26 protein-coding genes, 2 pseudogenes and 1 riboswitch are annotated in these 24758 nt (G+C 46.1%); of the genes and pseudogenes, 4 read left to right on the top strand and 24 right to left on the bottom strand.

The genetic code is table 11. The features are described from left to right. Window positions 1–6: 6 nt before the first annotated feature. Window positions 7–597 (bottom strand): SMC-Scp complex subunit ScpB, encoded by a 591-nt coding sequence (gene scpB, locus BDD39_RS08755; RefSeq protein WP_166909909.1) that lies wholly within the window; start codon window positions 595–597, stop codon window positions 7–9. Between the two features lies 1 nt (window position 598). After that, window positions 599–1354 carry a segregation/condensation protein A gene (locus BDD39_RS08760; protein WP_166909911.1) on the bottom strand — a complete coding sequence of 252 codons (756 nt, stop codon included), beginning with the start codon at window positions 1352–1354 and terminating at the stop codon, window positions 599–601. 128 nt (window positions 1355–1482) lie between these two features. Here BDD39_RS08760 and BDD39_RS08765 point away from each other — a divergent pair, with 128 nt between their 5' ends. Further along, window positions 1483–1998: a DUF309 domain-containing protein gene (locus tag BDD39_RS08765; protein WP_166909913.1), complete on the top strand. Its 516-nt coding sequence runs from the start codon at window positions 1483–1485 to the stop codon at window positions 1996–1998. A gap of 23 nt (window positions 1999–2021) precedes the next feature. Here BDD39_RS08765 and BDD39_RS08770 read toward each other — a convergent pair whose 3' ends face one another. The 7 genes and pseudogenes from BDD39_RS08770 to BDD39_RS16430 all read right to left on the bottom strand — a co-directional run. Next, window positions 2022–2369 (bottom strand): GNAT family N-acetyltransferase, encoded by a 348-nt coding sequence (locus tag BDD39_RS08770; protein ID WP_166909915.1) that lies wholly within the window; start codon window positions 2367–2369, stop codon window positions 2022–2024. A 121-nt stretch (window positions 2370–2490) separates the two neighbouring features. Beyond that, the gene (gene ribH / locus BDD39_RS08775) at window positions 2491–2955 is read right to left on the bottom strand and encodes a 6,7-dimethyl-8-ribityllumazine synthase (RefSeq protein ID WP_166909917.1); all 465 of its coding nucleotides are present in this window, start codon (window positions 2953–2955) and stop codon (window positions 2491–2493) included. Between the two features lie 73 nt (window positions 2956–3028). Next, a complete protein-coding gene (locus BDD39_RS08780; RefSeq protein WP_166909919.1) occupies window positions 3029–4222 on the bottom strand; it encodes a bifunctional 3,4-dihydroxy-2-butanone-4-phosphate synthase/GTP cyclohydrolase II in 1194 nt (397 codons plus the stop codon). A 24-nt stretch (window positions 4223–4246) separates the two neighbouring features. Beyond that, entirely contained in the window at window positions 4247–4894 is a 648-nt protein-coding gene (ribE, locus tag BDD39_RS08785; RefSeq protein ID WP_166909921.1) for a riboflavin synthase, read from the bottom strand. Window positions 4895–4901: 7 nt separating this feature from the next. Further along, a complete protein-coding gene (ribD, locus tag BDD39_RS08790; RefSeq protein ID WP_166909923.1) occupies window positions 4902–5996 on the bottom strand; it encodes a bifunctional diaminohydroxyphosphoribosylaminopyrimidine deaminase/5-amino-6-(5-phosphoribosylamino)uracil reductase RibD in 1095 nt (364 codons plus the stop codon). A 504-nt stretch (window positions 5997–6500) separates the two neighbouring features. Further along, window positions 6501–6634: riboswitch (FMN riboswitch) on the bottom strand. Between the two features lie 244 nt (window positions 6635–6878). Next, window positions 6879–7143 (bottom strand): annotated as a pseudogene (locus BDD39_RS08795) (peptidylprolyl isomerase); the annotation flags it as partial. 540 nt (window positions 7144–7683) lie between these two features. Then, window positions 7684–7896 (bottom strand): annotated as a pseudogene (locus tag BDD39_RS16430) (recombinase zinc ribbon domain-containing protein); the annotation flags it as partial. 504 nt (window positions 7897–8400) lie between these two features. Here BDD39_RS16430 and BDD39_RS08805 point away from each other — a divergent pair. Continuing rightward, the gene (locus BDD39_RS08805; protein WP_166909927.1) at window positions 8401–8829 is read left to right on the top strand and encodes a peptidylprolyl isomerase; all 429 of its coding nucleotides are present in this window, start codon (window positions 8401–8403) and stop codon (window positions 8827–8829) included. Between the two features lie 353 nt (window positions 8830–9182). Further along, entirely contained in the window at window positions 9183–10088 is a 906-nt protein-coding gene (locus BDD39_RS08810; protein ID WP_166909930.1) for a DUF1002 domain-containing protein, read from the top strand. 43 nt (window positions 10089–10131) lie between these two features. Here BDD39_RS08810 and lysA read toward each other — a convergent pair whose 3' ends face one another. Further along, complete coding sequence (gene lysA / locus BDD39_RS08815) at window positions 10132–11451, bottom strand: diaminopimelate decarboxylase (protein WP_166909932.1); 1320 nt, start codon at window positions 11449–11451, stop codon at window positions 10132–10134. A gap of 187 nt (window positions 11452–11638) precedes the next feature. Here lysA and BDD39_RS08820 point away from each other — a divergent pair, with 187 nt between their 5' ends. Further along, entirely contained in the window at window positions 11639–12808 is a 1170-nt protein-coding gene (locus BDD39_RS08820; protein WP_166907073.1) for an IS256 family transposase, read from the top strand. Between the two features lie 345 nt (window positions 12809–13153). Here BDD39_RS08820 and BDD39_RS08825 read toward each other — a convergent pair whose 3' ends face one another. The 14 genes from BDD39_RS08825 to deoB all read right to left on the bottom strand — a co-directional run bounded on the left by BDD39_RS08825 (window position 13154) and on the right by deoB (window position 24697). After that, on the bottom strand, window positions 13154–14626 hold the full coding sequence (locus BDD39_RS08825; RefSeq protein ID WP_166909934.1) for a spore germination protein: 1473 nt from the start codon (window positions 14624–14626) through the stop codon (window positions 13154–13156). Further along, the gene (gene spoVAEA, locus BDD39_RS08830) at window positions 14607–15185 is read right to left on the bottom strand and encodes a stage V sporulation protein SpoVABEA (protein ID WP_166909936.1); all 579 of its coding nucleotides are present in this window, start codon (window positions 15183–15185) and stop codon (window positions 14607–14609) included. Before spoVAEA ends, BDD39_RS08825 begins: the two co-directional genes overlap by 20 nt. A gap of 5 nt (window positions 15186–15190) precedes the next feature. Next, on the bottom strand, window positions 15191–15541 hold the full coding sequence (locus BDD39_RS08835; protein ID WP_166909938.1) for a SpoVA/SpoVAEb family sporulation membrane protein: 351 nt from the start codon (window positions 15539–15541) through the stop codon (window positions 15191–15193). A 3-nt stretch (window positions 15542–15544) separates the two neighbouring features. After that, window positions 15545–16558, bottom strand: coding sequence for a stage V sporulation protein AD (gene spoVAD / locus BDD39_RS08840; protein ID WP_166909940.1), 1014 nt, complete (start codon window positions 16556–16558; stop codon window positions 15545–15547). Between the two features lie 18 nt (window positions 16559–16576). Further along, window positions 16577–17014 (bottom strand): SpoVA/SpoVAEb family sporulation membrane protein, encoded by a 438-nt coding sequence (locus BDD39_RS08845; protein WP_166909943.1) that lies wholly within the window; start codon window positions 17012–17014, stop codon window positions 16577–16579. Window positions 17015–17028: 14 nt separating this feature from the next. Next, window positions 17029–17460 carry a stage V sporulation protein AB gene (locus tag BDD39_RS08850; RefSeq protein ID WP_166909945.1) on the bottom strand — a complete coding sequence of 144 codons (432 nt, stop codon included), beginning with the start codon at window positions 17458–17460 and terminating at the stop codon, window positions 17029–17031. Continuing rightward, window positions 17447–18070 (bottom strand): stage V sporulation protein AA, encoded by a 624-nt coding sequence (locus BDD39_RS08855; RefSeq protein WP_166909947.1) that lies wholly within the window; start codon window positions 18068–18070, stop codon window positions 17447–17449. The genes BDD39_RS08850 and BDD39_RS08855 overlap by 14 nt, the downstream gene beginning before the upstream one ends. Window positions 18071–18368: 298 nt before the next feature. Beyond that, on the bottom strand, window positions 18369–19121 hold the full coding sequence (gene sigF / locus BDD39_RS08860) for an RNA polymerase sporulation sigma factor SigF (protein ID WP_166909949.1): 753 nt from the start codon (window positions 19119–19121) through the stop codon (window positions 18369–18371). Window positions 19122–19134: 13 nt separating this feature from the next. Further along, a complete protein-coding gene (gene spoIIAB / locus BDD39_RS08865) occupies window positions 19135–19575 on the bottom strand; it encodes an anti-sigma F factor (protein ID WP_166909951.1) in 441 nt (146 codons plus the stop codon). Then, window positions 19575–19916: an anti-sigma F factor antagonist gene (gene spoIIAA / locus BDD39_RS08870; RefSeq protein WP_380630395.1), complete on the bottom strand. Its 342-nt coding sequence runs from the start codon at window positions 19914–19916 to the stop codon at window positions 19575–19577. Before spoIIAA ends, spoIIAB begins: the two co-directional genes overlap by 1 nt. Window positions 19917–20052: 136 nt before the next feature. Beyond that, on the bottom strand, window positions 20053–21237 hold the full coding sequence (locus tag BDD39_RS08875; RefSeq protein WP_166909956.1) for a D-alanyl-D-alanine carboxypeptidase family protein: 1185 nt from the start codon (window positions 21235–21237) through the stop codon (window positions 20053–20055). A gap of 123 nt (window positions 21238–21360) precedes the next feature. Next, window positions 21361–22662: a pyrimidine-nucleoside phosphorylase gene (locus BDD39_RS08880; protein ID WP_166909958.1), complete on the bottom strand. Its 1302-nt coding sequence runs from the start codon at window positions 22660–22662 to the stop codon at window positions 21361–21363. 16 nt (window positions 22663–22678) lie between these two features. Further along, on the bottom strand, window positions 22679–23503 hold the full coding sequence (locus BDD39_RS08885; RefSeq protein ID WP_166909960.1) for a purine-nucleoside phosphorylase: 825 nt from the start codon (window positions 23501–23503) through the stop codon (window positions 22679–22681). A gap of 12 nt (window positions 23504–23515) precedes the next feature. Further along, on the bottom strand, window positions 23516–24697 hold the full coding sequence (gene deoB / locus BDD39_RS08890; RefSeq protein ID WP_166909962.1) for a phosphopentomutase: 1182 nt from the start codon (window positions 24695–24697) through the stop codon (window positions 23516–23518). Between the last annotated feature and the right edge of the window lie 61 nt (window positions 24698–24758).

Raw genomic sequence — 24758 nt, forward strand, 5'->3', positions numbered from 1 at the left:
TCATAATCACGTTGATTCGTTAAAATTTTCTTCAAATTTTTCGAAAAATAAATCCGCTTCTTTCTCGATTTCTTCCTCTTCCTGTAATTCGGGAAGCGGAGGCAGTTCCTCTAACGTTTTTAGTCCGAAATAGTCTAAAAATTCCTTTGTCGTGCCATATAAAATCGGGCGCCCTGTTCCTTCCGCGCGCCCAACTTCCTTAATGAGCGCCTTTGCCATTAACGTTTGAATCGGCTTGTCGCTTTTCACCCCACGAATTTCTTCGATTTCCGCCCTTGTAATCGGCTGGCGGTATGCAATAATGGCCAGCGTCTCGAGCGCCGCTTGCGACAAGGAGGTTGAACCAGGCGATTCAACAAGCTTTTTTAAATAAGGGGCATGTTCCTTTCTTGTCGCCAGCTGAAACACCCCAGCCAATTCCACCAGTTGAATGCCGCGCTGCCCGCGCTCATACTCTTCTTTTAAAGCAGAAACAATCTCTTGCGCCTGCTCCTCCTTGATTTCCAATACGGAAGCGATTTGCTCAAGGGACAGCCCCTCGTCGCCTGCTGCAAACAGCAGCCCTTCGACGATCGCTTTATACTCGTTCATCTCCATATTATTCCATCCTTTCCTTGCTAGAGATGAAAATGTCGGCAAAATTCCGCTCTTGTTCAATAATAATCGCGTTTTTTTTCATCAGCTCTAAAATCGCTAAAAACGTGACGACAATATATCCACGGTCATAATACGGAAATAAATCATAAAAGTTTTTGCGCGTTTTCGTGCGCTTTAACTCTTGCAAAATTTCTTCCATGCGCTTTTCAATGGAAATGTCTTGCCGGGCGATTTTTGTCCGCAGCGGCTTTTGCAATTTCTTACGTCGCAACAGCTTGGACAGCGCGCCGAGCATATCGTACACATTGACTTGAAGCGGCCGCTGCATCAGCTCCTTTTCGTCCGCGTACATGCTTAAATCGCTCGGCGGCTTCGTAAATAAAAGCGCGCGTTCTTCTTCCCTCTTTTTTAGCTCCTGAGCGGCTTCTTTATATTTTTTATATTCCAGCAGCCGCTGCATCAGTTCTTCACGCGGGTCACTTTCCGGCAGTTCCATTCCTTCGTCCAATATTTCTTCCTCATGTTTCGGCAGCAGCATTTTGCTTTTGATCGCCAACAGCGTCGCCGCCATGACTAAATATTCGCTGGCAATATCGAGTTGCAATTCTTGCATCGTATGGATATATGCCATATACTGCTCCGTAATTTGCGCGACCGGAATATCATAAATATCAATTTCATAGCGATTAATTAAATGCAATAAAAGGTCAAGAGGACCTTCAAACGCATCGATTTTCACGTTATATTGCACGTTCATCCCACCATTTTTACAAACACTATCGTTAAGTATAGACGATAACCTATCATTGTCCAAGCAATTTTTTACGACTAATATGATACAATGGATAACATATGGATACAACCATGTGGAAAGGTTGTGAAACGATGTATCCTGAAGCTTACATCCGCTATTTAATCCATTTTCATACCGACCGCGATTATTTTGAATGTCATGAAATATTAGAAGAATATTGGAAAAAAGATGGCTACAAAAAAGTATGGGTGGTGCTTATTCAGATTGCGGTCGCGCTGTATCATCATCGCCGTGGCAATAACCAGGGGGCGCTGCGCATGATGCAAAAGGCGTTATCGCTATTGCAGAAAGAAAAAGAAGCAGCGGGCAAGTTAGGATTGGATGCGGAGCAGCTTTTCCGGCAGCTTGAGCGCTATATGGAACGGATCGCGCAAAAGAAAGCATATGAAAGCATCGAACTGCCAATTCGCGATGAAGCATTGCGGAAAATATGTCAAACGAGATGCGAAAAACAGGGGCTTACTTGGGGACAAGCGAGCGACTTAAACAACGCTTATTTAATGCATAAGCATAAATTGCGCGACCGCACGGAAGTAATCGCGGCCCGGGAAAGAAAAAGAAAGAGCAAAGAGCTGCCGGACCGTTAAGCGGCAGCTCTTTCACATCGGTGCTAACACTCGCATTTATCGAAAAAAGACGCGGTAAATTCATTTCCCTGCAATCGACAATTTGGATACATATCTTTTACAGCTTTGACCATTTGCTTTCCAATCCCCTGATGGCGGTGCGAAGGGTTGACGCTAATATGCTGGATTTCGACAACGTCTTTATCGCGCAACAGTACTCCGATAATGCCGACAATGTCATCGTCTTCTTTCCACAAAAACAGTTGCCAGTCGTCATTTGTTTCATACTGTTTGATCGTTTGCTGTAGCTTTTTTAAATCTTTTTCTGTCGGCATGAACGACAGAAGCCCCATGGCAATCTTTTCATAATTTTTCCGATAACGAATCAGCATAAAAAATCCCTCATTATCGACAAAGGCTTTTCCCAATTAGAAAAGTTTTTGTCATTTTCTCATTACGTATTATAAACGTTCTTAATGATATTGTGAACTATTTCGTGCATTTTTACACAACTTATGCAAGCGTCCGCAGCAAGTTCGCCATTTCAATCGCGCTTACCGCTGCCTCCCAGCCTTTGTTTCCTGCTTTCGTACCAGCCCGTTCAATCGCCTGCTCAATCGTATCCGTCGTCAGCACGCCAAATATAACTGGTGTTCCGGTCGACAACGCCGCGTGCGAAACTCCTTTTGCCACTTCATTGCATACGTAATCATAATGGCTTGTCGCGCCGCGGATGACCGCGCCAAGCGCAATCACTGCGTCATATTGCTTCGATTCTGCCAATTTTTTCGCCAACAGTGGAATTTCAAACGCCCCCGGCACCCATGTGACGGTCACATCGTCTTCATTGACCCCGTGCCGCTTCAGGCCGTCAAGCGCTCCAGACAGCAATTTGCTTGTAATAAATTCATTAAAGCGGGAAACGACGATCGCGATTTTCAATCCTGTGCCAACCAAATTGCCTTCCATTACTCTCATTGCTAGTCCTCCTATCTTTTCCATCCATCGGTTTCATCATAATACAAAACAGCAAAAGACGCGAACATATTGTTTAAAAATGGAGCATATGCCCTAACTTTTCATACTTGGTGCGCAAATATTTTTCGTTTTCTTTTTTAACTGGCATTTGCAGTGGAACACGCTCGACTACCTCAAGGCCATGCCCTTTTAAGCCGGCGATTTTGCGCGGATTATTTGTCAATAAACGCATTTTCGTCACACCAAGGTCTTTTAAAATTTGCGCGCCGATTCCATAATCGCGCAAATCGGCAGGAAACCCGAGCTTTTCATTGGCTTCTACCGTATCATAGCCTTGCTCTTGCAGCTTATACGCGCGTAGCTTATTCATTAATCCAATGCCGCGCCCTTCTTGGCGCATATATAATAGAACGCCGCGCCCTTCTTCTTCAATTTGGCGAAGGGCTGCATGAAGCTGCGGTCCGCAATCGCAGCGGTACGAACCAAACACATCGCCCGTTAAACATTCCGAATGCACACGGACAAGAATCGGCTCTCCCGGAACAATTTCGCCTTTTACGAGCGCCACATGCTCTTTTCCGTCGACTACACTTGTATAGCCGACCGCTTTAAACTGGCCGAATTCTGTCGGCAGCATCACTTCTACTTCGCGCTTTACAAGCTTTTCTCTCTGGCTGCGATATTGAATTAAATCTTTAATCGTAATCATTTTCAATCCGAATTCATCCGCGATGTTGCGCAAATCCGGAACGCGTGCCATCGTGCCGTCTTCTTTAATAATTTCGCAAATCACCCCTGCCGGCTTTGCTCCGCATAACCGTGCCAAATCAACCGCCGCTTCCGTATGGCCGGCGCGCCGCAATACGCCGCCCTTTTTCGCGACAAGCGGAAACACATGTCCTGGTCGTTTAAAATCGCTTGCTTTGGCGTCAGGATCCAGCAGCGCCTGAATCGTCATCGAACGTTCATAGGCACTGATTCCCGTTGTCGTTGATTTATGATCAATACTGACGGTAAACGCCGTTCCATGGGAATCGGTATTATGGTTCACCATCGGCGCAAGGTCCAGCTTGTCCGCCAATTCTTCCGTAATTGGCACGCAAACAAGCCCGCGCCCATATTTAATCATAAAATTGATCACTTCCGGGGTCGCTTTTTCCGCCAGTGCCACGAAATCCCCTTCATTTTCCCGTTCCTCATCATCGCATACGATAACTACTTCTCCTTGCTTCAATGCCTCAAGCGCTGCTTCAATCGTATCAAACATCTTCTTGTGCCCCCTTTTTTTGCTTCATTTATAGCCGTGTCGTTCCAAAAATTCGAGCGTAATCGTCGATTGCGCCGTTTCTTTTTTTCCTTCCATAAACTGGGCAACATATTTCCCGATCATATCGCACTCAATGTTGACGATATCCCCTGGCTGTTTTTCCCCTAAAATCGTTTCCGCACGCGTATGGGGGATGAGGGAAATCGTAAACGTGTTATCCGTCAGTCCAAATATCGTCAAACTTGTGCCATCGACCGCGACGGACCCTTTTAAAATCATATATTGGCGCAGTTCCTTTGGAATCTCAATTTCGTAGTATACGGCATTGGCCGACGGCCATTTGCGGATGATCCGGCCGATGCCGTCCACATGCCCGGAAACGAAATGGCCGCCGAAACGTCCGTTTGCCGCCATCGCCCGCTCTAAATTCACTTTCGAACCTTTCGTTAACGTACGGAGCGACGTCGCTTTGACCGTTTCCGGCATTACATCGACCGTAAACGCACGGTCGGTAAAGGACGTGACTGTCAAACAAACCCCATTGACCGCGATGCTGTCCCCAAGATGAACATCCGCTAAAATTTTTTGGGCGCCGATCGTCATCACAATCGCTTCACCCAACTGTCTTATTTGCTCGATCGTGCCGATTTCTTCAATAATTCCGGTAAACATCCTCTATTCACCCTTTATTGTTTGGTATGGCAACGATTTTTATATCGGGGCCGATCCTTTCCACTTGGCGAATTTGAAGTTCCATCACATCCGCCATATTGGCAAAACCGACCCCGCCGATTGGCGTCGGTGCTTGTTTTCCGCCGATGATTTTCGGCGCAAAATAGGCAACAATTTCATTTACTGCCCCCGCCTGGATAAAACTATCATGCACATGTGACCCGCCTTCGACAAAAAGCGAAGTAACTCGTTTTTCGCCAAGCACGCGCAATAATTCTTTTATATCGATATAAGGTGTGCCTAATGAAATAATCTGCACTTTTTCATTCTCATACCGCTTCTTTTTTTCGCCGCTGACCTCACTGCCGACAACGATCCATGTTTCCGCTGTGCCGTCACGGATCACATTGGCATCGAGCGGGGTGCGCAAATGCGTATCCAAAACGATGCGGATTGGGTTTTTTCCGCCTTCTGGAAGTCTTACCGTCAAGCTCGGATTGTCGGCGATCACCGTATTGACACCGACAAGAATCGCATCATGCACCGCACGGTAGCGATGCACGTCTTCCCGGGCAGCTTCCGATGTAATCCATTTGCTTTCCCCGGTCGACGTCGCGATTTTCCCATCCAGACTGCTCGCATATTTGAGCGTCACAAACGGCGTTTTCGTTGCAATATAATGGAAAAATACGCGGTTTAATTCATCCGCTTCTTCTTTCATCACGCCAAGCTGTACCTCAATTCCCGCCTTTTGTAGCTTTGCGATTCCCTTTCCGGCCACAAGCGGATTCGGATCCGTCGTAGCGATGACGACGCGGCGGACGCCCGTTTCGATCAGTAAATCGGCGCATGGCGGCGTCTTCCCATAATGACTGCACGGCTCCAATGTGACATAAACCGTCGCGCCCTTCGCCTTTTCGCCGGCCATGCGGATCGCGTGCACTTCAGCGTGCGGCTCCCCTGCTTTCAAATGGGCGCCCAATCCGACCACTTCGCCATCTTTCACGACCACCGCCCCGACAACTGGATTAGGAGACGTTTGTCCGATCCCTGCTTTGGCGATTTCAAGGGCCATGCGCATATATTGTTCATCGCTTCGCATCCTATTCGCCTCCTTTTTCCATAAAGAAAAGCCCCAGGCGAAACATCCTGGGGCAAAGTTATGTAGAATCACCAGCAGCGTATGTAAAAACCGTAAAGCGGGGCTCGTTTCCTTTTTTCAATCAACCGGCCGGCATAAATGGATATTATCAACAAACTGGTTGCTGCCTATCCCTAAAACCTCCGCATGACTAAGTCGGTGGGTTCTGGCGTACTAAAGAGTTTTTCCTACACCTGCGTGCAGATACTCACTCTTGTCCCAACAAACTTTCATGGACAAACACCTCACTGGGGTTTATTGCCCTGTCGGCTCGGTTCAAAACCGTTTTCCACTTCATCCCAAGACTTAAGTCACGGGCTCTCGTGGTATACACTTTTGAATGAAAAAGGAACTGCGAAAAGCAATGCTTCCCCGCTCAAACAACCTCCGTTCGAAACGCTGCAAAGGCAGGAAACACAAAGAGAAAATGCCTACGCAACACGAACGGGCAGTCATTTATGCGCTGTGATCCTTCTCCCATCCAGACTATACTGTCGGCTCCGGAATCGCACCGGATCATGCCTATACGGCTCGCGGGCTGAGAAGCGGATCGCTTCATCACCGCCGGTCGGGAATTTCACCCTGCCCCGAAGGATACACCGTTATGAAATTGAAAGTTTTTAATTATTATATCACACGATAAACATTTGTCCATTCTTCCATGGCGTTGTCGTTATTTGGCAATGAATATCCAGTAAATAGCTCCCCATAATAGGCTTGCTCCAAGCAGAAGAAAAAATAAAAGCCAATTGCTTCGCTTCATTCTTTCACCTCTTGCTATGCGGCAACGATATGGAGAAAAGACTTAACAGCCCGCCGTCTGCTAAGTCTTTTTCCGCCCGTTTATTCCTCATCAAACACTTTCACTTCTTTCATGACATCGCCGTTTTTCATGGATTTTACTACATCCATTCCCGATGTCACTTGACCGAACACGGTATGGACGCCATCAAGGTGCGGCTGCGGTTCATGTACAATAAAAAACTGGCAGCTGCCTGTATCGCGCCCGCGGTGTGCCATCGAAATCGCACCGGTCACATATTTATGCGGATTGTGACCGGTTTCACACGGAATCGTATACAGCATCCCCCGTTCTATTGTCATCTGGTTCAAAAGACCCCTCCAAAGCTCTCTCAACTGTAATGTTAAACTTGATGACAATAGCCTCTTTGCTAACAACTACCTCCCTCAGTACTTGAGCCATCATAGCCTTTTTCTGCTCTATGGTAGTGGCGTTTTTATAAGTATCCACCCAATCCTCTAGCATGTGTTTTAGCTTGTCCAAATCAGAGCTTGTAACCTCAGCCTCTTTAATCTCTTCTTTGAGCTGATCAATCTTAGACAGTAGCTCAATCTTTCTAGCTCCATACTCATCCATTTTTTTAGCTACAAAGTCTAGGCTCATACTAGACTTGCCTGCCATAACATCATCAAACAGCTTTTCTACATTGGCTAGAGCCTTACTAGCCTCCTCATATTGTTTCTCTAGCTCCTTAAGCTGTATTTTTCTTGCATCCAATTGCTCAAAGTCAAAAGCATCTTTCTCAGCATTAAAGGCATCCAGTTTAATGGATTTAATAGCCTCTAACACCACCTCCTCTACCTGCCTGTCAATAGACACAGCCCCAAACTGTCTCTGTTTGTGTCCCTCTGGATTATTCTTAGCATGATGACATTCATATTTATAATTTATATACTTGTGAACAGACCCATCTTTCCTGATATTTTTCTTTGGTGAATAGGAGGCTTTTAGCTTTTTCCCACAGTACCCACAGACAGCCAGTCCTGATAATAACACCTTGGAGGAGAGAGGGACTCTGCTCTCAGAGGTTGCTCCTGATTTTTTATTTCTCTTGTCCATGATGTCCTGAACTTTCCTAAATTTCTCCTCAGGAATGATTACAAGGTCAGGATTAAAAGGCTGCAAAAGCCACTCCTCTCTCTATGATTTATGTGCTTATGGGTGTATTTTGACTCTTTACCATAGGGTTAAGTATGTAACTATGATTATATAGAATAGTGGTATTTAGCACAACAATTTGTATAAAAATAGTAAAAAGAGTAAACCTCATTAGCTCACTCCTTGAAAATGGTTAGCTATATATACTGTCTAAGCTTCTGTTTAAAGGATTCACTGCTCAAATCTTTGCTAAATTCTAGGATTATATATCTACCATTCTTTTTCTCTACAGATGTAAGCCTAACAACATCGTTTGTTTCATCAATATATGGTTTGCCTCTGTATAGTATTTGCATGCTGTAATACCTCCCTAAGACTTTGATTAGAGAGGAAGATGCAGATTGTGACAGGTTAGCAGAAAGAGAGTTGTTTGTGTTAATATAAGCTAAGAAAGGAGTGGGTTTTATGAAAACTGGATACATACTGTTAGAAAATGGCAATAAGATTGAATTTGAGCTTTTCCCAAATGAGGCTCCAATTACTGTGAAAAACTTTGAGCAGCTAGCTAACTCAGGCTTTTATGATGGGTTAAACTTTCACAGGGTTATTAAAGGCTTCGTTAGCCAAGGAGGCTGCCCTAACAGGGATGGGACAGGGACAGCAGGCTATACTATTCCATGTGAGACAGAAGGAAATCCTCATAAGCATATAGCTGGTGCTATTTCAATGGCTCACAGAGGGAAAAACACAGGCTCTTGTCAATTCTTTATTGTCCATGAGCCACAACCACATCTTGATGGACTCCATACAGTCTTTGGACAAGTTACTAAAGGCTTGGAGTATGTTACTGGAATGGAGCAAGGTACAGGCATCAAAGAAATTAGAGTAAAGTAATTGTAGATAGCAGAGGTAATAGCAGGGAAAGGAGCAGAAAGCTCTGTCTCTGTTTTTTGTTTACAGCTTTACTTAGCATCCATCATGGATTTGTTTTCTCGTAAAATTGTAGGCTAGTATCTTTCCGAGCGCATGACAAAGGAGTTAGTGATCAAAGCATTCAACCGGGCCATCAACAGCTCCTTTTTCATGATTGCGCATCACTATCATATCATTGTTGTTCATATAAAAAAAGTAATATAATGTACGGACATCCTGAAAAAAGAAGGTAGATAAGAAAAAGCATCTTCTGAGTAGAAAAAAGCAAATCGACGCGCTATAATCAAGTTACCTTTACGAAGGAGGCTGACATTGTGAAACGACTGTTGATAGGATGTCTGCTTACATCGCTACTATTTACGCTTCCAGCCATGGCAGCAGCGGATACCGCGGAAGGCGATGTCATTATTACGTTGGGTGCAAACTTAACCGAGCAGCAAAAACAAAAAGTATTAGAAGAGATGAACGCGCCGGATAACGCGCAAATCATCACCGTTTCCAACGCAGAAGAACATAAATATCTCGACGGCTTAATCCCGAAAGGGCAAATCGGAACGCGAGCGATTTCCTCATCGATGATTACGATCGGCGCCAAAGGATCTGGACTGGACGTGGAAACGCATAACATTACATGGGTAACGAAAGAGATGTATACGAACGCGTTGATTACAGCCGGGGTGAAAGATGCGAAAATTTATGTTACCGCTCCGTTTCCAGTATCCGGTACGGCGGCGTTAACCGGATTAATGAAGGCATATGAAATTTCTTCGGATAAAGTGATTCCGGATGAGGTGAAAAAAGTAGCAACGGAAGAAATGGTACAAACCGCAAAGCTTGGTGATTCCATCGGGCCGGATAAGGCAGTGGCTCTCCTTGCCAAAATAAAAAAGGAAATCGCCAACAACCCACCGCAAACAGATGCGGATTTGCGCGCACTGATTGAAAAAGTAGCAAAAGATCTAGGAATTACTTTAAGCGAAGACGAAATCAATAGCTTAGTGTCCCTCTTTCATAAAATGAAAAACGCGAATATCAACTGGGATCAAGTAAATGACCAATTAAGCAAAGCGAAAGATAAATTGTCCGCTTTTCTGCAATCGAAAGAAGGAAAAACGTTTATCCAAAACATTATCGACATTTTAAAGGAAATTTGGAACGCCATTAAATCAGCCTTTTCTTCTTCTGAACCGCAAAATAACCAGCAGCAAAATAGTCAGTAAAGAAAAAGGTGCCCAGAAAGAGGGCGCCTTTTTCGTGATCTGCTTACTTATTCACTTTTGTCTTTAGCGGCAAGTCCAGCCGCACTAAATCCTCATACGTTTCCCGCTTCACCACAAGCTGCGCTTCGCCGTTTTCGACAAACACGACGGCCGGACGGGGAATGCGGTTATAGTTGTTCGCCATCGAATAGCCGTACGCCCCCGTGCAAAAAACGGCTAAATAGTCCCCTGGCTTGGCTTTCGGAAGCGGCAAATCCCAAATCAACATATCTCCTGATTCGCAGCACTTCCCAGCAATAGAGACAATTTCATTTTCTTCATCGAGCACCCGGTTCGCTAGCACCGCTTCATACTTCGCCTCATACAGCGCCGGGCGGATATTGTCGCTCATGCCGCCGTCGACGGCCACATAATGCCGAACGTTCGGTACGTCTTTGCGCGAACCGATGGAATAAATCGTCGTCCCGGCATCACCGACAAGGGAACGGCCCGGCTCAATCCAAATTTCCGGCATCGCGATGTTTTGTTCGCTCACTTGTTTTTTGACTTCGCTGACGATTTGATCCACATATTCGGAAACCGGAATCGGATCATCTTCCTTCGTATAACGGATGCCAAAGCCGCCGCCGAGATTGACAACGGCTGGGACAAATCCGTATGCTTCCTTCCAAGCAGCAATTTTTTTGAAAATTTTCTGCGCTGCTAACACAAACCCCGTCGTTTCAAAAATTTGCGAACCAATGTGGCAGTGAATGCCTAATACAGAAAAAGAGGAAGAAGATAATGCTCTCTCCAGCGCCTGCTCCGCTTGGCCGTTGTTTAAATCAAAACCAAATTTCGAATCTTCTTGACCGGTTAAAATATAATCGTGTGTATGGGCTTCGACTCCAGGAGTAACGCGTATCAAAACAGCAATCGTTTTTCCGTATTGTTTTCCGAGCTGTTCTAGCAATTCCAGTTCGTAAAAGTTATCGACAACGATGCAGCCGACTCCATGGTCCAGCGCCATCATTAACTCTTCGCGGCTTTTATTGTTTCCATGAAAATGGATGCGTTCGGGCGGAAATCCCGCCTGTATCGCCGTGTACAATTCCCCGCCTGATACGACATCGAGCGATAACCCTTCTTCTTCCGCCAGCTGAACCATTGCAATCGAAGAAAATGCCTTGCTTGCGTAAGCGACTTGCGCCTTGACGCCGTGCCTGCGAAATGCATCTTTAAACGCGCGCGCCCGCGCACGGATTAAAGCTACATCATAAATATATAGCGGCGTTCCGTATTCTTTTGCCAACTCAACCGTATCGACGCCGCCGATTTCCAAATGCCCTTTGTCATTGACTCGGCTTGTCCCATGAAAGAACATACAAATCCCTCATTCCCCAAAATAAAATAATTCAATATAAGAAATTTTTATGCATACCGAAAGCAAAAAAGACAGTTAACATGATGATGTATAAAAGTTTGTGTAAAGCATTTTGCTAGAACAAAAGAAAAAAGGTAGGGTATTCTCTGATTGGACCAAAAATCTTAGAGAAAGGAGTACCCTACCTATGTCTAAAAGAAGTATACCGAATGTCGACTGGGCAAATCAACTGGAAAGTGTCATTCGTCAGTTTGTGAAGGAAAAATTAGAGCTGATTATGCGGGAAGAAATCAAACATTTCCTCGAAATCGAACAGGCTGGAACGCCGAATATGAGAAACGGCTACTATCAGCGAAATCTAGATACGCAATATGGCCGGATTGAGGGTCTTTTGGTTCCAAGAGACCGAAACGGGGAATTTCAAACACAGTTGTTTGCCCCTTATCAACGCCACACCGGCTGGCTGGAGGAAGCCATCATTAGGATGTATCAAAGTGGCATGAGTACACGGGAAATTGGCAAGTTTATCGAACGAATTCTAGGAAATGCTTATTCTCCAGCGACGATCAGCCGTATTACCGATGTCGTGAAAGAAGACATCGAGAAATGGCACCATCGTCCACTATCCAAACGTTATTCTGTCTTATATTTGGACGGCTTGTACGTGAAACTTCGCCGCGATACGGTAGAGAAAGAAGTCATTTATGTGGTGTTAGGAGTGAATGAAGAAGGGTATCGAGAAATTCTGGATTTCTTCGTGGGAGGACAAGAAAGCGCCTATGGATGGCAGGAAATTCTTCAACACCTCTACCAAAGAGGCGTCAAGGAAGTGCTTCTTGGCGTCTTCGATGGCCTTCCGGGGCTGGAGGAAGCCTTTAAGGCGGTGTATCCGAAAGCCGATGTGCAGCGCTGTGTCGTGCACAAAGTCCGCAACACCCTCAGCCGTGTTCGGAAAAAAGACCAATTCGAAGTGGCCGAGGATCTCAAGCTGATTTATCGCGCGCCGAATAAGGAGATGGCGTTACAAATGTTTCAACAGTTTGAGTCGAAATGGTCCAGCAAATATCCAAGAGAAGTTCAATCTTGGGCCAATGAGTTGGATGTCCTCCTTACATTTATGGATTATCCAAGCAGTATTCGAAGTGTGATTTACACGACGAATGTCATCGAACGAACGATCAAAGAGATTCGGAAACGTCTAAAGCCGATGAACAGTTTGAGCAGTTTAGAAGCCGCGGAAAAAGTCGTGTATTTGACCATCCAAGATTTTAATGAGAAATGGGCAGGGCGAAAGTTAAGAGGATTTGCCGAAGCGCAGGAAGCCCTTCAACGAATGTTTGAAGAACGTTATTGTTAACCAAATATTGTAAATAAACAAAATAAGGGGATTCTCCCTTTCCACACAAGAGACTGAATATTCAGTCTCCTGTGTGGAGAAAATCAGTCCCCTATCAATTCAAATCCATTTCAGAGAAACCCTACCCCATTTACATTACACAAAATTCTTGACGGTACCGTTAACATGGAGGATAACTGCCTTTTTGCAGAAAAAAGATTACGTATAACTTATCATAATTATAAAAAAGTTGCAACAGGTGTATGGATGAATCAATAAAAACCAGTTCAATCACGCCGAAGTCTGCTAAGCTTTGTGCTTTGCTGGCTGAACCGCCGCAAATGCGAATGATCATCTTTCGTCCATTTATGACGGCTGCTTACGGAGATCTTGCGGATGAACGATGCTTGGCCTTACTTTTGCTCCTGCAACAGAACGACGGACAACAATTTGCATGAACGCTGCCGGGTCAAACGGAATAAACGGCCATAAATACGGCGTGTTTAAGGAACGAATATGAATGAGCCAAAGCAAATACACCGTTGTGCCAATCACAAGCCCCGGTACTTTAAATAGCGCCACCAGAATGACAAGAATTAGGCGTGATATTTTATTCGCAATGCTTAATTCGTAGCTTGGTGTCGCAAACGAACCAATGGCGGCGACAGAAACATATAAAATTACTTCCGGAACGAACAGGCCGACATCGATCGCAATTTGCCCGATCAACACGGCAGCGATTAACCCCATCGCGGTAGAAAGCGGCGTTGGCGTATGAATCGCAGCCATTCGCAAAAACTCAATCCCAAAATCGGCCAATAAAATTTGAATAATAGTCGGGATATTCGTCTGTTTGTTTGGTCCAATAAATGCCCATGAATCCGGCAATAAAGATGGTTCAAGGACAAACAACACCCAAAGCGGAAGCAAAAACAGCGATGTCAAGATTCCTAAAAAACGTACCCAGCGCACGAATGTTCCAACCGCAGGGGACTGCCGATATTCTTCGGCATGCTGCACATGGTGGAAAAACGTCGTCGGAGTAATAATGACGCTTGGCGATGTATCAACCATAATCAAAACGTGCCCCTCAAGCAAATGGGTAGCGGCCACGTCCGGCCGTTCCGTATACCGCACGAGCGGATACGGATTATATCCTTGCTTCACTAAAAACTCTTCTACCGTTTTATCCCCCATTGTCAGTCCGTCAATATTAATTTGCTGCAGCTCCTGTTTTACTAACTCCACCAGCCCCGGATCGGCCACATCTTTAATATAAGCGATGCAAATATCGGTTTTTGAACGCTCGCCAACCTGCAAGATTTCAAAACGCAGCCGCTCATCACGGATGCGCCGCCGCGTCAGCGCAGTATTGACGATAATATTTTCGACATAGCCATCCCGCGCCCCGCGCACCACTTTTTCTGTATCCGGCTCCTCCGGCTGCCGCCCCGGATAGCTGCGCACGTCAACGATAAAACCAGTTGATTCCCCTTCGATGAAAATGACAATTAAACCGGATAGGAGCTTGTCCACCGCTTCGTCTAAATTAGTAACCGGACTTACCTGATGGTGAACAAGGCGATTTCTAATAATTTGCTTTGCCTGCTCCGTCTGCCGTTCATTGTCGTTAATAAGGACAATTTGTTTGAGCAGTTCAACTAAATATTGCGTGTCACATAAACCCGTGCAATAGTAAATATGTACTTCGCGGTTCAATACATGAACTTTCCGTACTCCTAAATCAAAACTCGTTCCAATACCGATTTTTTCCTTTAAAAATTTTTCGTTGTCGACTAGTTTTTCGGAAATGGGAATGTTATTCGTTTTGGCCGGCATGATAACCACTCCTTTCAAGGATGAACTCCACCGCTTTTCGTGTAATCGGTGAACCGTGTTTAATATGGTCGCGGTAGCCCATTTTGCCGATATCGCCGATTCCAACGATGATCGGGATATTTAATTGATCCAAGCAATAGACGGTATCTCCGTTAATTCGCCCGATCTCCAGCTCGCGAATTCCTTCTTTATCCACTCCATACTCCGTCACATTTCCATCGCGGTCGATGCTGACATGCACTTTTGTCCATTCATGTTTATGCGTATTGGAAGCGACGGCAAGCGCTCCCAACACCTCAATTTGTTCATGGGTTGCGACGTATTGGAGCGCCTGCTCCCCTGCTCCCTCGCCAATGGCCCCGCAGTCGTCAAACATGACGAACACAGGATCATGCGGGGTTTGTAAAATCAGTTCCACCAGTTCTTCGCCTGTTAGTTTGGTTGGATTGCCATGAGAGCGGGAAATACATCGTCCGCCAATTTGCCCGGCGATGTACTGAATCGTCCGGTAAGCGAACTCGTCCCCGTCCGTTACTAAGATGACCCGTCTTTTTTTCATATCCATTACCCTTTCGGCTTGCATATAAGGGCAGTGAAAAAGGAAAGCACAACGGCGAAGGAAAGAATGGCGCCAGCAAACTGAAACATCGCCGCACCAACGGCTATCCATCCGTCCAGCTCTTTTTGCACCAATATTCCTTTCGCAAGAAAATAACCGAAACCGCTAATCGGCAGCGTCGCTCCTGCGCCGGCAACTGCAACGATGCGGTCGTAAATCCCGCTGATGCCTAGAATGACACCGATGAACACCAACAAACTGGCGACATGCAACGGTGACAGCTTGCCTGCATCCATCGCTAACTGAGCGAGGGCACAAATCGCACCGCCAACGATAAATGTGATTGCATACTCCATGTTTCATTCCCCTTTCGCTGTTTCAATGACAACGCCATGAGCAATCGCCGGGATGGACTGCTTTTGCTGCACCATCGTCTGGCTTAATAGCGCCCCAGTTGCGACGACGAAAATTTTGCGAAACGCCCCGCGTTCCATTTCTTTCAACAAATGCCCATAGGTGACGACTGCACAGCAAGCACATCCGCTTCCACCGGCAAATACTATTTGGTCGGGCTGGTAAATCATTAAACCGCAGTCATTGTAGTTGCTTGTGACATCATATCCTGATTCGGCAAGCAGTTGTCTGACGATCACGCTTCCGACCCTAGACAAATCACCGGTGACAATCAAGTCATAATCACTAGGAGAAACGCCTAAATCGATAAAATGCTGTTCTATCGTGCTTGCCGCAGCGGGAGCCATCGCTGAGCCCATATCTAAAGGGTTCGTCATTCCGGCGTCAACGACTTTGCCGATCGTCGCTGCGGTGATGCGCCATCGTCCCGGCTTGCGTCCAAGCACCACCGCTCCTGCGCCGGTCACCGTAAACGTCGCCGTCTTCGGCTTTTGGATTCCTAATTCTGTCGGGTAACGAAATTGCCGTTCTGCCGTGGCATTGTGGCTGCTTGTCGCCGCCAGCACTGATTCAGCAAAACCGCCATCAATGAAAGCAGCGGCCGCCGCCATGGTTTGCATGGAAGTCGAACAAGCACCGAACATACATAAAAACGGGATAGGGATCTCCCGAGCGACGTAGTTGGCAGTTACGTTTTGATTCAGCAAATCCCCGGCGAGAAACAAATCAATATCAGCGAAGGAAAAGCCTCCTTTTTTCAGGCAAATTTGGATCGCTTCCTGCATTAAGCGCCGCTCAGCCAGCTCCCACGTTTTCTCCCCACAATACAAGTCATCATGCGCGATATCAAAATCGGCGCGTAGCGGTCCTTCTGCTTCTAACGGCCCGACTGCCGTTCCCGCTTCTTGAATATAAATGCCATGTTCGAATACCCATGTTTGCTTTCCAACAAGCTTCATAAACGTCCCTCTTTCCCCTTAAGACACGATATAATAGAAAAGACCTAGCAGATAAGCAGCAACAATACCATAGACAATCGCCGCACCGCCTGACTTAAACATTTGGCTGGCAATTCCTGCCGTCCATCCTTCACTGCGATGCTCGAGCGCCGCGCTTGCCAGCGCGTTCGCCAACCCCATCATCAGCATCGTCGCCCCTGCGCCGGCAAACTGGCTGAAATCGTCATATTTTCCTGCTCCCGTGAGGACAATCGCGAAAAACATCATCGTCATCACGGCCAACTGCTGTGCGGAAATGTCAGAAAGAGAGAAGAAAATGCTGTACCATTTTGCCAGCCATTGTGCCAGCGCACAAAGCAAACCGCCGACAACAAACGCTTTCACGCCGTTAAACAAATACGGGGGAGCAGGCTGGAACGCTTTTACCGCCTGACGATAATTCGTTTTTAACCCCATCTTTCTTTCCCCCTTTATTGAAAATAATCAACAAAATAAATCCAATGAAATAGCGAGCCGATAACTTTGCCAAAAGCAATCGCCATCAATAAAATAACAATTTTATCCGCCACGCCGATTCGCTTCGCTAAAATCGGCCATACGTTCAATACTTCCGTTAGCGCGGCGGCCAGCATGCCAATAAATACCCCATGCAATAAACCGATTGGAATAAGCCAATATTTAGATATATATAAAACGGAGTGACGCAGGCTCATCCATCCGCCTACCATCGCGCCAGCTACTGCGCTCCATTCATAAGCATGAATGTGCTTCATCGTTTTCGTTAATTGTGTTAAGCGGGGAATGACACCAAGGACGACCAAAAAGGCGACAAATCCTGTGCCAACGGACAGCCCTCCTGCGAAGCCGACAAAGATCACCGTTAAAATTTCAATCGTCGTCAATGTTTCTCATACTTTCTTTGTTTTCATGCAAAATAACGTACTGATCGAGCGACTGTTGATAATTAAACATCTCGACTTCAAGAGGGCTGGGCTCCTCATTAATCCGTTTGCGGAACACATGGTTAAAAAATAAAATCATGCCGATGCCTAATCCAAGCGAATATGGAATTTGCAGCAGCAACGGTTTATCGACTTTTTTTCCGGTAATCATCTCATAAAGATGTTGATGGACTTCCGGCATGCTGACATCCTCATGAAAATTCATAATGGCCATTGCCGAGCCAACAAAAAGCAGCAACCATATCAATAGAAAATACGCAGTGGAAAAACGCCGTTTTTCATAGACGACCTCAATGATCGTCTGCGATGGTCCGACCGTTTGCACATCAAAAGAATGATCGGCTTGCAATATAGCTCTCACTACTTTCATGACATCAATAATGACGATATTTTTATCTCTCGGTTGAATTTGATATAGCGGTATCATTTTTAATTGCTCCACGATGCTGCCATCCATGGCGATGATTTGAGCGACATCGCCAACGGTGACAACGGCATTCGGCCTTACTTGAACGCGATGCCGCAACTTGATAAAGACGGTTTTTCCCATCTGCCTCACACCTTGATTTGTGATTTTTTGGATATTTAAGTAGTCCCTTCGCTTTTCTTCTTTGTCTAGCTCCAGCGGCTAGCCTTCTTCTCCCAAATAACCTTCCCCCTCGGGGTGACAAGCACCCCTGCGGGTGAAGAACATTTGGCTTCGAAGGCTAATCTCGCCGCCTCCGCATTTCGTTATTGTCTAGCTCCGGGCGCCCTCCGCTTTTCTTTAGTATGTTTGGTCAAAAAAGGAATCATGCAGTTTAGCAATGTTCGCCATCAATTTCATAAAAATAGAAAAGAATGGATGGCTATCCATCCATTCTTTCTTTTATTTGCTGCAAAATTTTTTTCTCTAGCCGGGATACTTGCACTTGAGAGATGCCTAATCTAGATGCCACTTCTGATTGAGTTTGGTCTTTGTAATAACGCAAATAGACGATGAGCCGTTCCCGTTCATCGAGTTCCTCGATCGCTTTTTTCAATGCGATTTTATCAAACCATGACATTTCGTCGGAGTCAGCGATTTGATCAAGAAGCGTAATCGGATCGCCGTCATTTTCGTACACCGTTTCATGAATCGAAGCAGGGGAGCGCACCGCCTCTTGGGCGAGAACGACCTCCTCTGGGGAAATCGCCAAATAATCGGCGATTTCCGTCACTGTCGGTGCCCGTCCATGCTTTTTCGAAAGCTCGTCTTTCGCTTTGCGAATTTTATTGCCCATCTCTTTTAAAGAACGGCTCACTTTTACCGTTCCGTCATCGCGAATAAAACGCTGGATTTCGCCGATAATCATCGGTACCGCGTAGGTGGAAAACTTTACATCATACGATAAATCAAACTTATCGACGGACTTTAGCAAGCCGATACAGCCAATTTGAAATAAATCGTCCGGCTCGTAACCACGGTTTAAAAAACGCTGGACGACCGACCAAACAAGGCGCATGTTTTTTTCAATAATCTCATCACGTGCCTCTTGGTCCCCTTGTTGGCTGCGGCGAATCAGCTCCTTCATTTCATGATCTTTCATTTGCGGCTGATCTTGCTTGACATCGACATCCATAGGCATGTCTCCCTTAGTTACACAAGGCTTTGCTCTTCGTTATATACTTCTTTAAGTAAACGGTTGTGCCTTTGTTGACTTCGGATTGAATGACAACTTCGTCCATAAAATTTTCCATGATGGTAAATCCCATTCCGGACCGTTCCAACTCCGGCTTTGTCGTAAACAGCGGCTGACGCGCCTCCTCAATATTAGCAATGCCAACTCCTTCATCTTTAATCGTCAAATGGACGACCCCATCTTCAATGACGACAGAGATGTAGACGATTCCGTTCGGATCGTTATTGTAGCCGTGAATAATCGCGTTCGTTACCGCCTCGGAAACAACCGTTTTAATTTCCGTTAATTCATCCATCGTCGGATCCAGCTGCGCGACAAATGCGGCAACCGTAACGCGGGCAAACGATTCATTTTGGCTGAGGGCGGAGAATTGGAGGTGCATTTCGTTTCGCATTATGCCACCCCCAATGTTTGTAATGCAAATTGTTCGTTGTTTTCTAACCGAACAATTTTAAACAGCCCTGACATGTCAAACAAACGTTTTACCGTCGGCGAAACGGAACAAATGATCATTTCTCCGCCGAGATTTTTAATTTGTTTGTAGCGTCCTAAAATGACGCCAAGCCCCGAGCTATCCATAAATGTTAAATGTTCCAAATTCAGCACAATGTGACGAATCGATTCTCTTTCGATCGTATCTGTGACTTTTTCCCGGAGCTCTTCCGCTGTATGATGGTCCAGCTCTCCTGAAAGTCGAATGATTAACACATCGCGTTTTACTTCAAAGTCCATCATTAGACTCACAGCGTTTTCCCCCTTGTTCATTCGGATAGGGAAAATTTTCGCTGCAGCCTGCTAGAAATCCTGCTTTACGACAAAACTAGTGCCGATTCGTTCAATGTAGAACGCTTGTTGCAAAAAATGACAACGTTCATGCGGATTTCGTAAAATTTTGCAACATCCGCTTAAACAAATCCCACCAGCTAGCTTCAGCAACATTTTCTTTGGCGACAATTGGGCTGCGCAATACTTCTTTTCCATTCTCTTTTAAAATCAGCACCCCTAGTTCGTCGCCTTTTCGAATCGGTGCTTTTACGTTGTCTTTTACTTTCACTACCTTTTTCATTTGCTCAACTGACTGCCCTTTTTTCGTTAATACAGAAATCGGCTCCGAAGTAACCAATGCCACCGTTCTTTTATTCCCTTTATTTACATGAACATGGGTGATCACTTCGTTCCGTTTATAAACAGGATGGGTTTTATATTGGCTAAACGCGTAATCAAGCATTTTCGTAATTTGCGCGTTACGCGTCTTTGGCGTCGACGCCCCGAAGACAACGGCAATGACACGCATGCCATTCTTTTTCGCCGTCGCAGTTAAACAGTATTTCGCTTCACTAGTAAATCCAGTTTTTAGCCCATCGACGCCCGGATAAAATTTCACAAGACGATTTGTATTGACAAGCCAAAACTCTTTATCGGTGTTTTTCCGCAAATAATCTTCATATTTTCTGGTATACTTCGTAATATCGTCATATTTCAGCAATTCACGCGCCATCATTGCCATGTCATACGCACTGCTGTAGTGCCCCTTGGCAGGCAATCCTGTCGCGTTTTTAAACATCGTGTCCTTTAAGCCCAGTTCTTTTGCTTTTTTATTCATCATGTCTACAAAAGCTTCTTCTGACCCCGCGATTCGTTCCGCCATGGCGACAGAAGCGTCATTCGCAGAGCCAATGGCAATGCCGCGCAGCATCTCGTCTACCGTCATCTCTTCTCCAGGCTCTAAAAAGATTTGTGATCCGCCCATCGATGCGGCGTATTCACTTGCCCGCACTTTGTCCTTATAGGAAAGCTCTCCTTTATCAATCGCCTCCATAATCAGCAGCATGGTCATGATTTTCGTCATGCTAGCCGGCGGCAATTTTTCATGGGCGTTTTTTTCATACAATATCGCTCCGGTATCCCTTTCGATGACAATGGCAGATTTTGCGTCGTCGGCAAGTTCAACACCTTTTGTCTTTGTTGTTTTCTTTTCTTCCGCATGGGCGTTTGCGGAAAAAGGAACGAGGGAAACAAGGAAAAATAGTAGTAAGCGAGTCAGTGTCTTTTTCATCTCCCAAACCTCCATTCTTTATACATGCCATTTTTTCCAAAAGAGATATTTTTATACAATCGGGATGGTGAAATCCAACCATTTTAAGCCATAAAAAAAAGAGGCTGGAATTCAGCCTCTTTACTAGGAAATCGTTTCGTAAATGAGCGTCGGCTTGCGAACAGGGGTTGGAGAGATGCGGATGCTTTTTTGCAGCTTTTCTTTTACTTCTTCAATATTTTCCGTATTGCTGTGAATCGTAACGAGCGATTCTCCTTTTTCTACGCGGTCCCCGACTTTTTTGCGCAAGACAAGCCCGACGGAAAGATCGATCGTCGATTCTTTTGTCGCCCGTCCCGCACCAAGCAGCATCGCCGCCGTTCCAACTTCGTCGGCGACGATTTCCGCCACATATCCAGCTTCTGTCGCTTCCAACTCCCATTGATATTCCGCCTGCGGCAGTTTCGCTGGGTTATCGACAACGGTAGCATCGCCGCCTTGCGCCTGCAAAAAGGTTTTCAGCTTGTCCAGCGCTTTTCCTTCTCGTATCGATTCCTCCAGCATCGCGCGCGCTTCTTCTAAAGAAGATGCTTTTTCCGCTAAAAATACCATATAACTTCCAAGCGTTAAACATAGCTCTTGTAAATCTTCCGGTCCTTTTCCTTTCAATGTATCGATCGCTTCTTTCACCTCAAGCGCGTTGCCGATGGCATAGCCAAGCGGCTGGCTCATATCGGAAATGACCGCCATCGTTTTCCGGCCGACACGCTTGCCGATGTCCACCATCGCTTTTGCCAGCTGTTTCGCCCCCTCTAAATCTTTCATAAACGCGCCGGCGCCCGTTTTGACATCTAAGACGATCGCATCAGCGCCAGCGGCGATTTTTTTGCTCATGATGGAAGAAGCAATGAGGGGAATGCTGTTGACCGTAGCGGTTACATCGCGAAGCGCGTATAACTTTTTATCCGCCGGCGTCAAATTGCCAGTCTGGCCGATGATGGCGATTTTGTTTTTATTGACAAGCTCGATAAATTGATCATTATCGATTTCGACATGAAACCCGGGAACAGACTCCAACTTATCGATCGTCCCGCCTGTATGCCCAAGCCCACGGCCGGACATTTTCGCGACCGGAACGCCGACGGAGGCGACAAGCGGGCCTAACACAAGTGTCGTCGTATCGCCAACGCCGCCAGTCGAATGCTTATCAACTTTGATCCCTTCGATTCTTGATAAATCAATGACATCGCCGGAATGAACCATCGCCATCGTCAGCGCCGCTGTTTCTTCTTCATTCATGCCGCGGAAAAACACCGCCATCGCAAAGGCACTCATTTGATAATCAGGAATGTCGCCATTCGTATAGCCATGGATGATAAAATCAATTTCTTCTTTTGAAAGCGCGTGGCCGTCCCGTTTTTTCGCAATTAAATCGACCATTCTCATCTTTATCACCTTCTTTCTACTGTTTCGCCATTTCCGCGATAATTCCCTTGACAAGCCGCAAAAAGTTGGCTTTCACTCGTTCCGTCGTTTCCATGACTTCATCGTGGGTAAGCGGCTGGTCTAACATTCCGGCCGCCATATTCGATATGCACGAAATCCCTAACACTTCGATTTGCGCATGGCGCGCGACAATGACTTCGGGAACGGTTGACATGCCGACCGCGTCACCGCCAATTGCGCGAATCATGCGGATTTCCGCCGGCGTTTCGTAAGAAGGACCGGTGTTGGCGACATACACTCCTTCTTGAATCGGAATGCGGAGATTCGCTGCTACTTCTTTTGCAATGTTGCGCAGCCGTTTGCTGTATGCTTCCGTCATATCGGGAAAACGGACGCCAAGTTCCGGATCGTTCGGACCGATTAACGGGTTGTTGCCCATATTATTGATATGGTCCGTTATAATCATTAAATCTCCCGGCTGAAAACGTTCATTAACCCCTCCTGCCGCGTTTGTTACGATTAACTCTTTAACGCCAAGCGCTTTCATAACCCGGACTGGGAATGTCACTTGATCAAGCCGATATCCTTCATAATAATGAAACCGTCCTTGCATCGCAATAACGGCGGCCCCTTCTAGCCGGCCATACACTAGTTGACCAGCATGACCTTCCACTGTGGAAACAGGAAACTCTGGAATTTGTTCGTACGGAATTTTCACTGCTTCTTCGATTTCATCGGCGAGCACGCCGAGACCAGAGCCAAGAATTAGGCCGATGCGCGGCGGCGTCGAAATTTTTTCTCGCAAATAGCTCGCTGCTTTTTCAATCGCTTGCTTGTTCATCGCTTCTTCCTCCTACCTTAGATCGGCTAAAAAGCTTGTTCCGTTTGGTGGCATCTTCACTTGGAAATTATCCGCAATCGTCGCGCCGACATCAGCAAACGTTTTGCGGATCGGCAGTTCTTTGCCACCGTTCATGCTTGGACTGTAAACAAGAAGCGGAACGTATTCGCGCGTATGATCAGTCCCATGGTGAATCGGATCGTTTCCATGGTCCGCCGTAATGATTAATAAATCATCGTCTTTTAAAAGCGGAAACACATCGGAAAGACGGGCGTCAAATTCCTCTAGCGCATCTCCGTATCCTTTTGGATCGCGGCGATGGCCGTACATGGCGTCAAAATCAACGAGATTGACGAAACTGAGTCCGGTAAAATCCATTTTCAGCGTATCCACTAATTTATCCATGCCATCCATATTCGATTTGGTGCGGAGCGACTGCGTCACTCCTTCGTTATCGTAAATATCGGAAATTTTCCCGATCGCAATCACTTCATACCCCGCGTCTTTCAGCTCGTTCATCACCGTGCGGCCGAACGGCTTTAACGCATAATCATGACGGTTGGCGGTACGCTGAAAATTGCCCGGCGTGCCGATAAACGGACGCGCGATGACACGGCCGACCATATATTTTTCATCCAGCGTCAATTCGCGAGCAATTTTACAAATGTTATATAGCTCTTCAAGCGGCACAATTTCTTCATGAGCGGCGATTTGCAGCACTGAGTCCGCTGACGTATAAACGATGATCGCTCCTGTTTCCATATGTTCTTTGCCAAGCTCCTCAATAATCGCCGTTCCGCTGGCCGGCTTGTTGCCGATCACTTTGCGCCCTGTCCGTTTTTCTAACTCGTCAATCAGCTCTTTCGGAAAGCCGTTTGGAAATACGCGAAACGGTTTGTCAATACGGAGCCCCATAATTTCCCAATGACCTGTCATCGTATCTTTCCCAGCAGATGCTTCCTGCATTTTTGTATAATAAGCAAGTGGTTTTTCCGCTTTCGGTACTCCTTTAATCTCGCGGATGTTGCTTAAGCCAAGCTTCGCCATGTTCGGCATGTGCAGGCCGCCGCGATGCTCGGCGATATGACCGAGCGTATCCGCGCCTTTGTCGTTATATTTTTCGGCGTCGGGTGCCTCGCCAATCCCGACCGAATCCATCACGATTAAAAAAACGCGTTTATATGTACGAACCATTTACTACGCCTCCTAGCATTATAGCAACTGTTTTTCTTATCATTCCCGAAACAGCGATAAG

The sequence above is a fragment of the Saccharococcus thermophilus genome (genome assembly GCF_011761475.1).
Lineage (GTDB): Bacteria > Bacillota > Bacilli > Bacillales > Anoxybacillaceae > Saccharococcus > Saccharococcus thermophilus.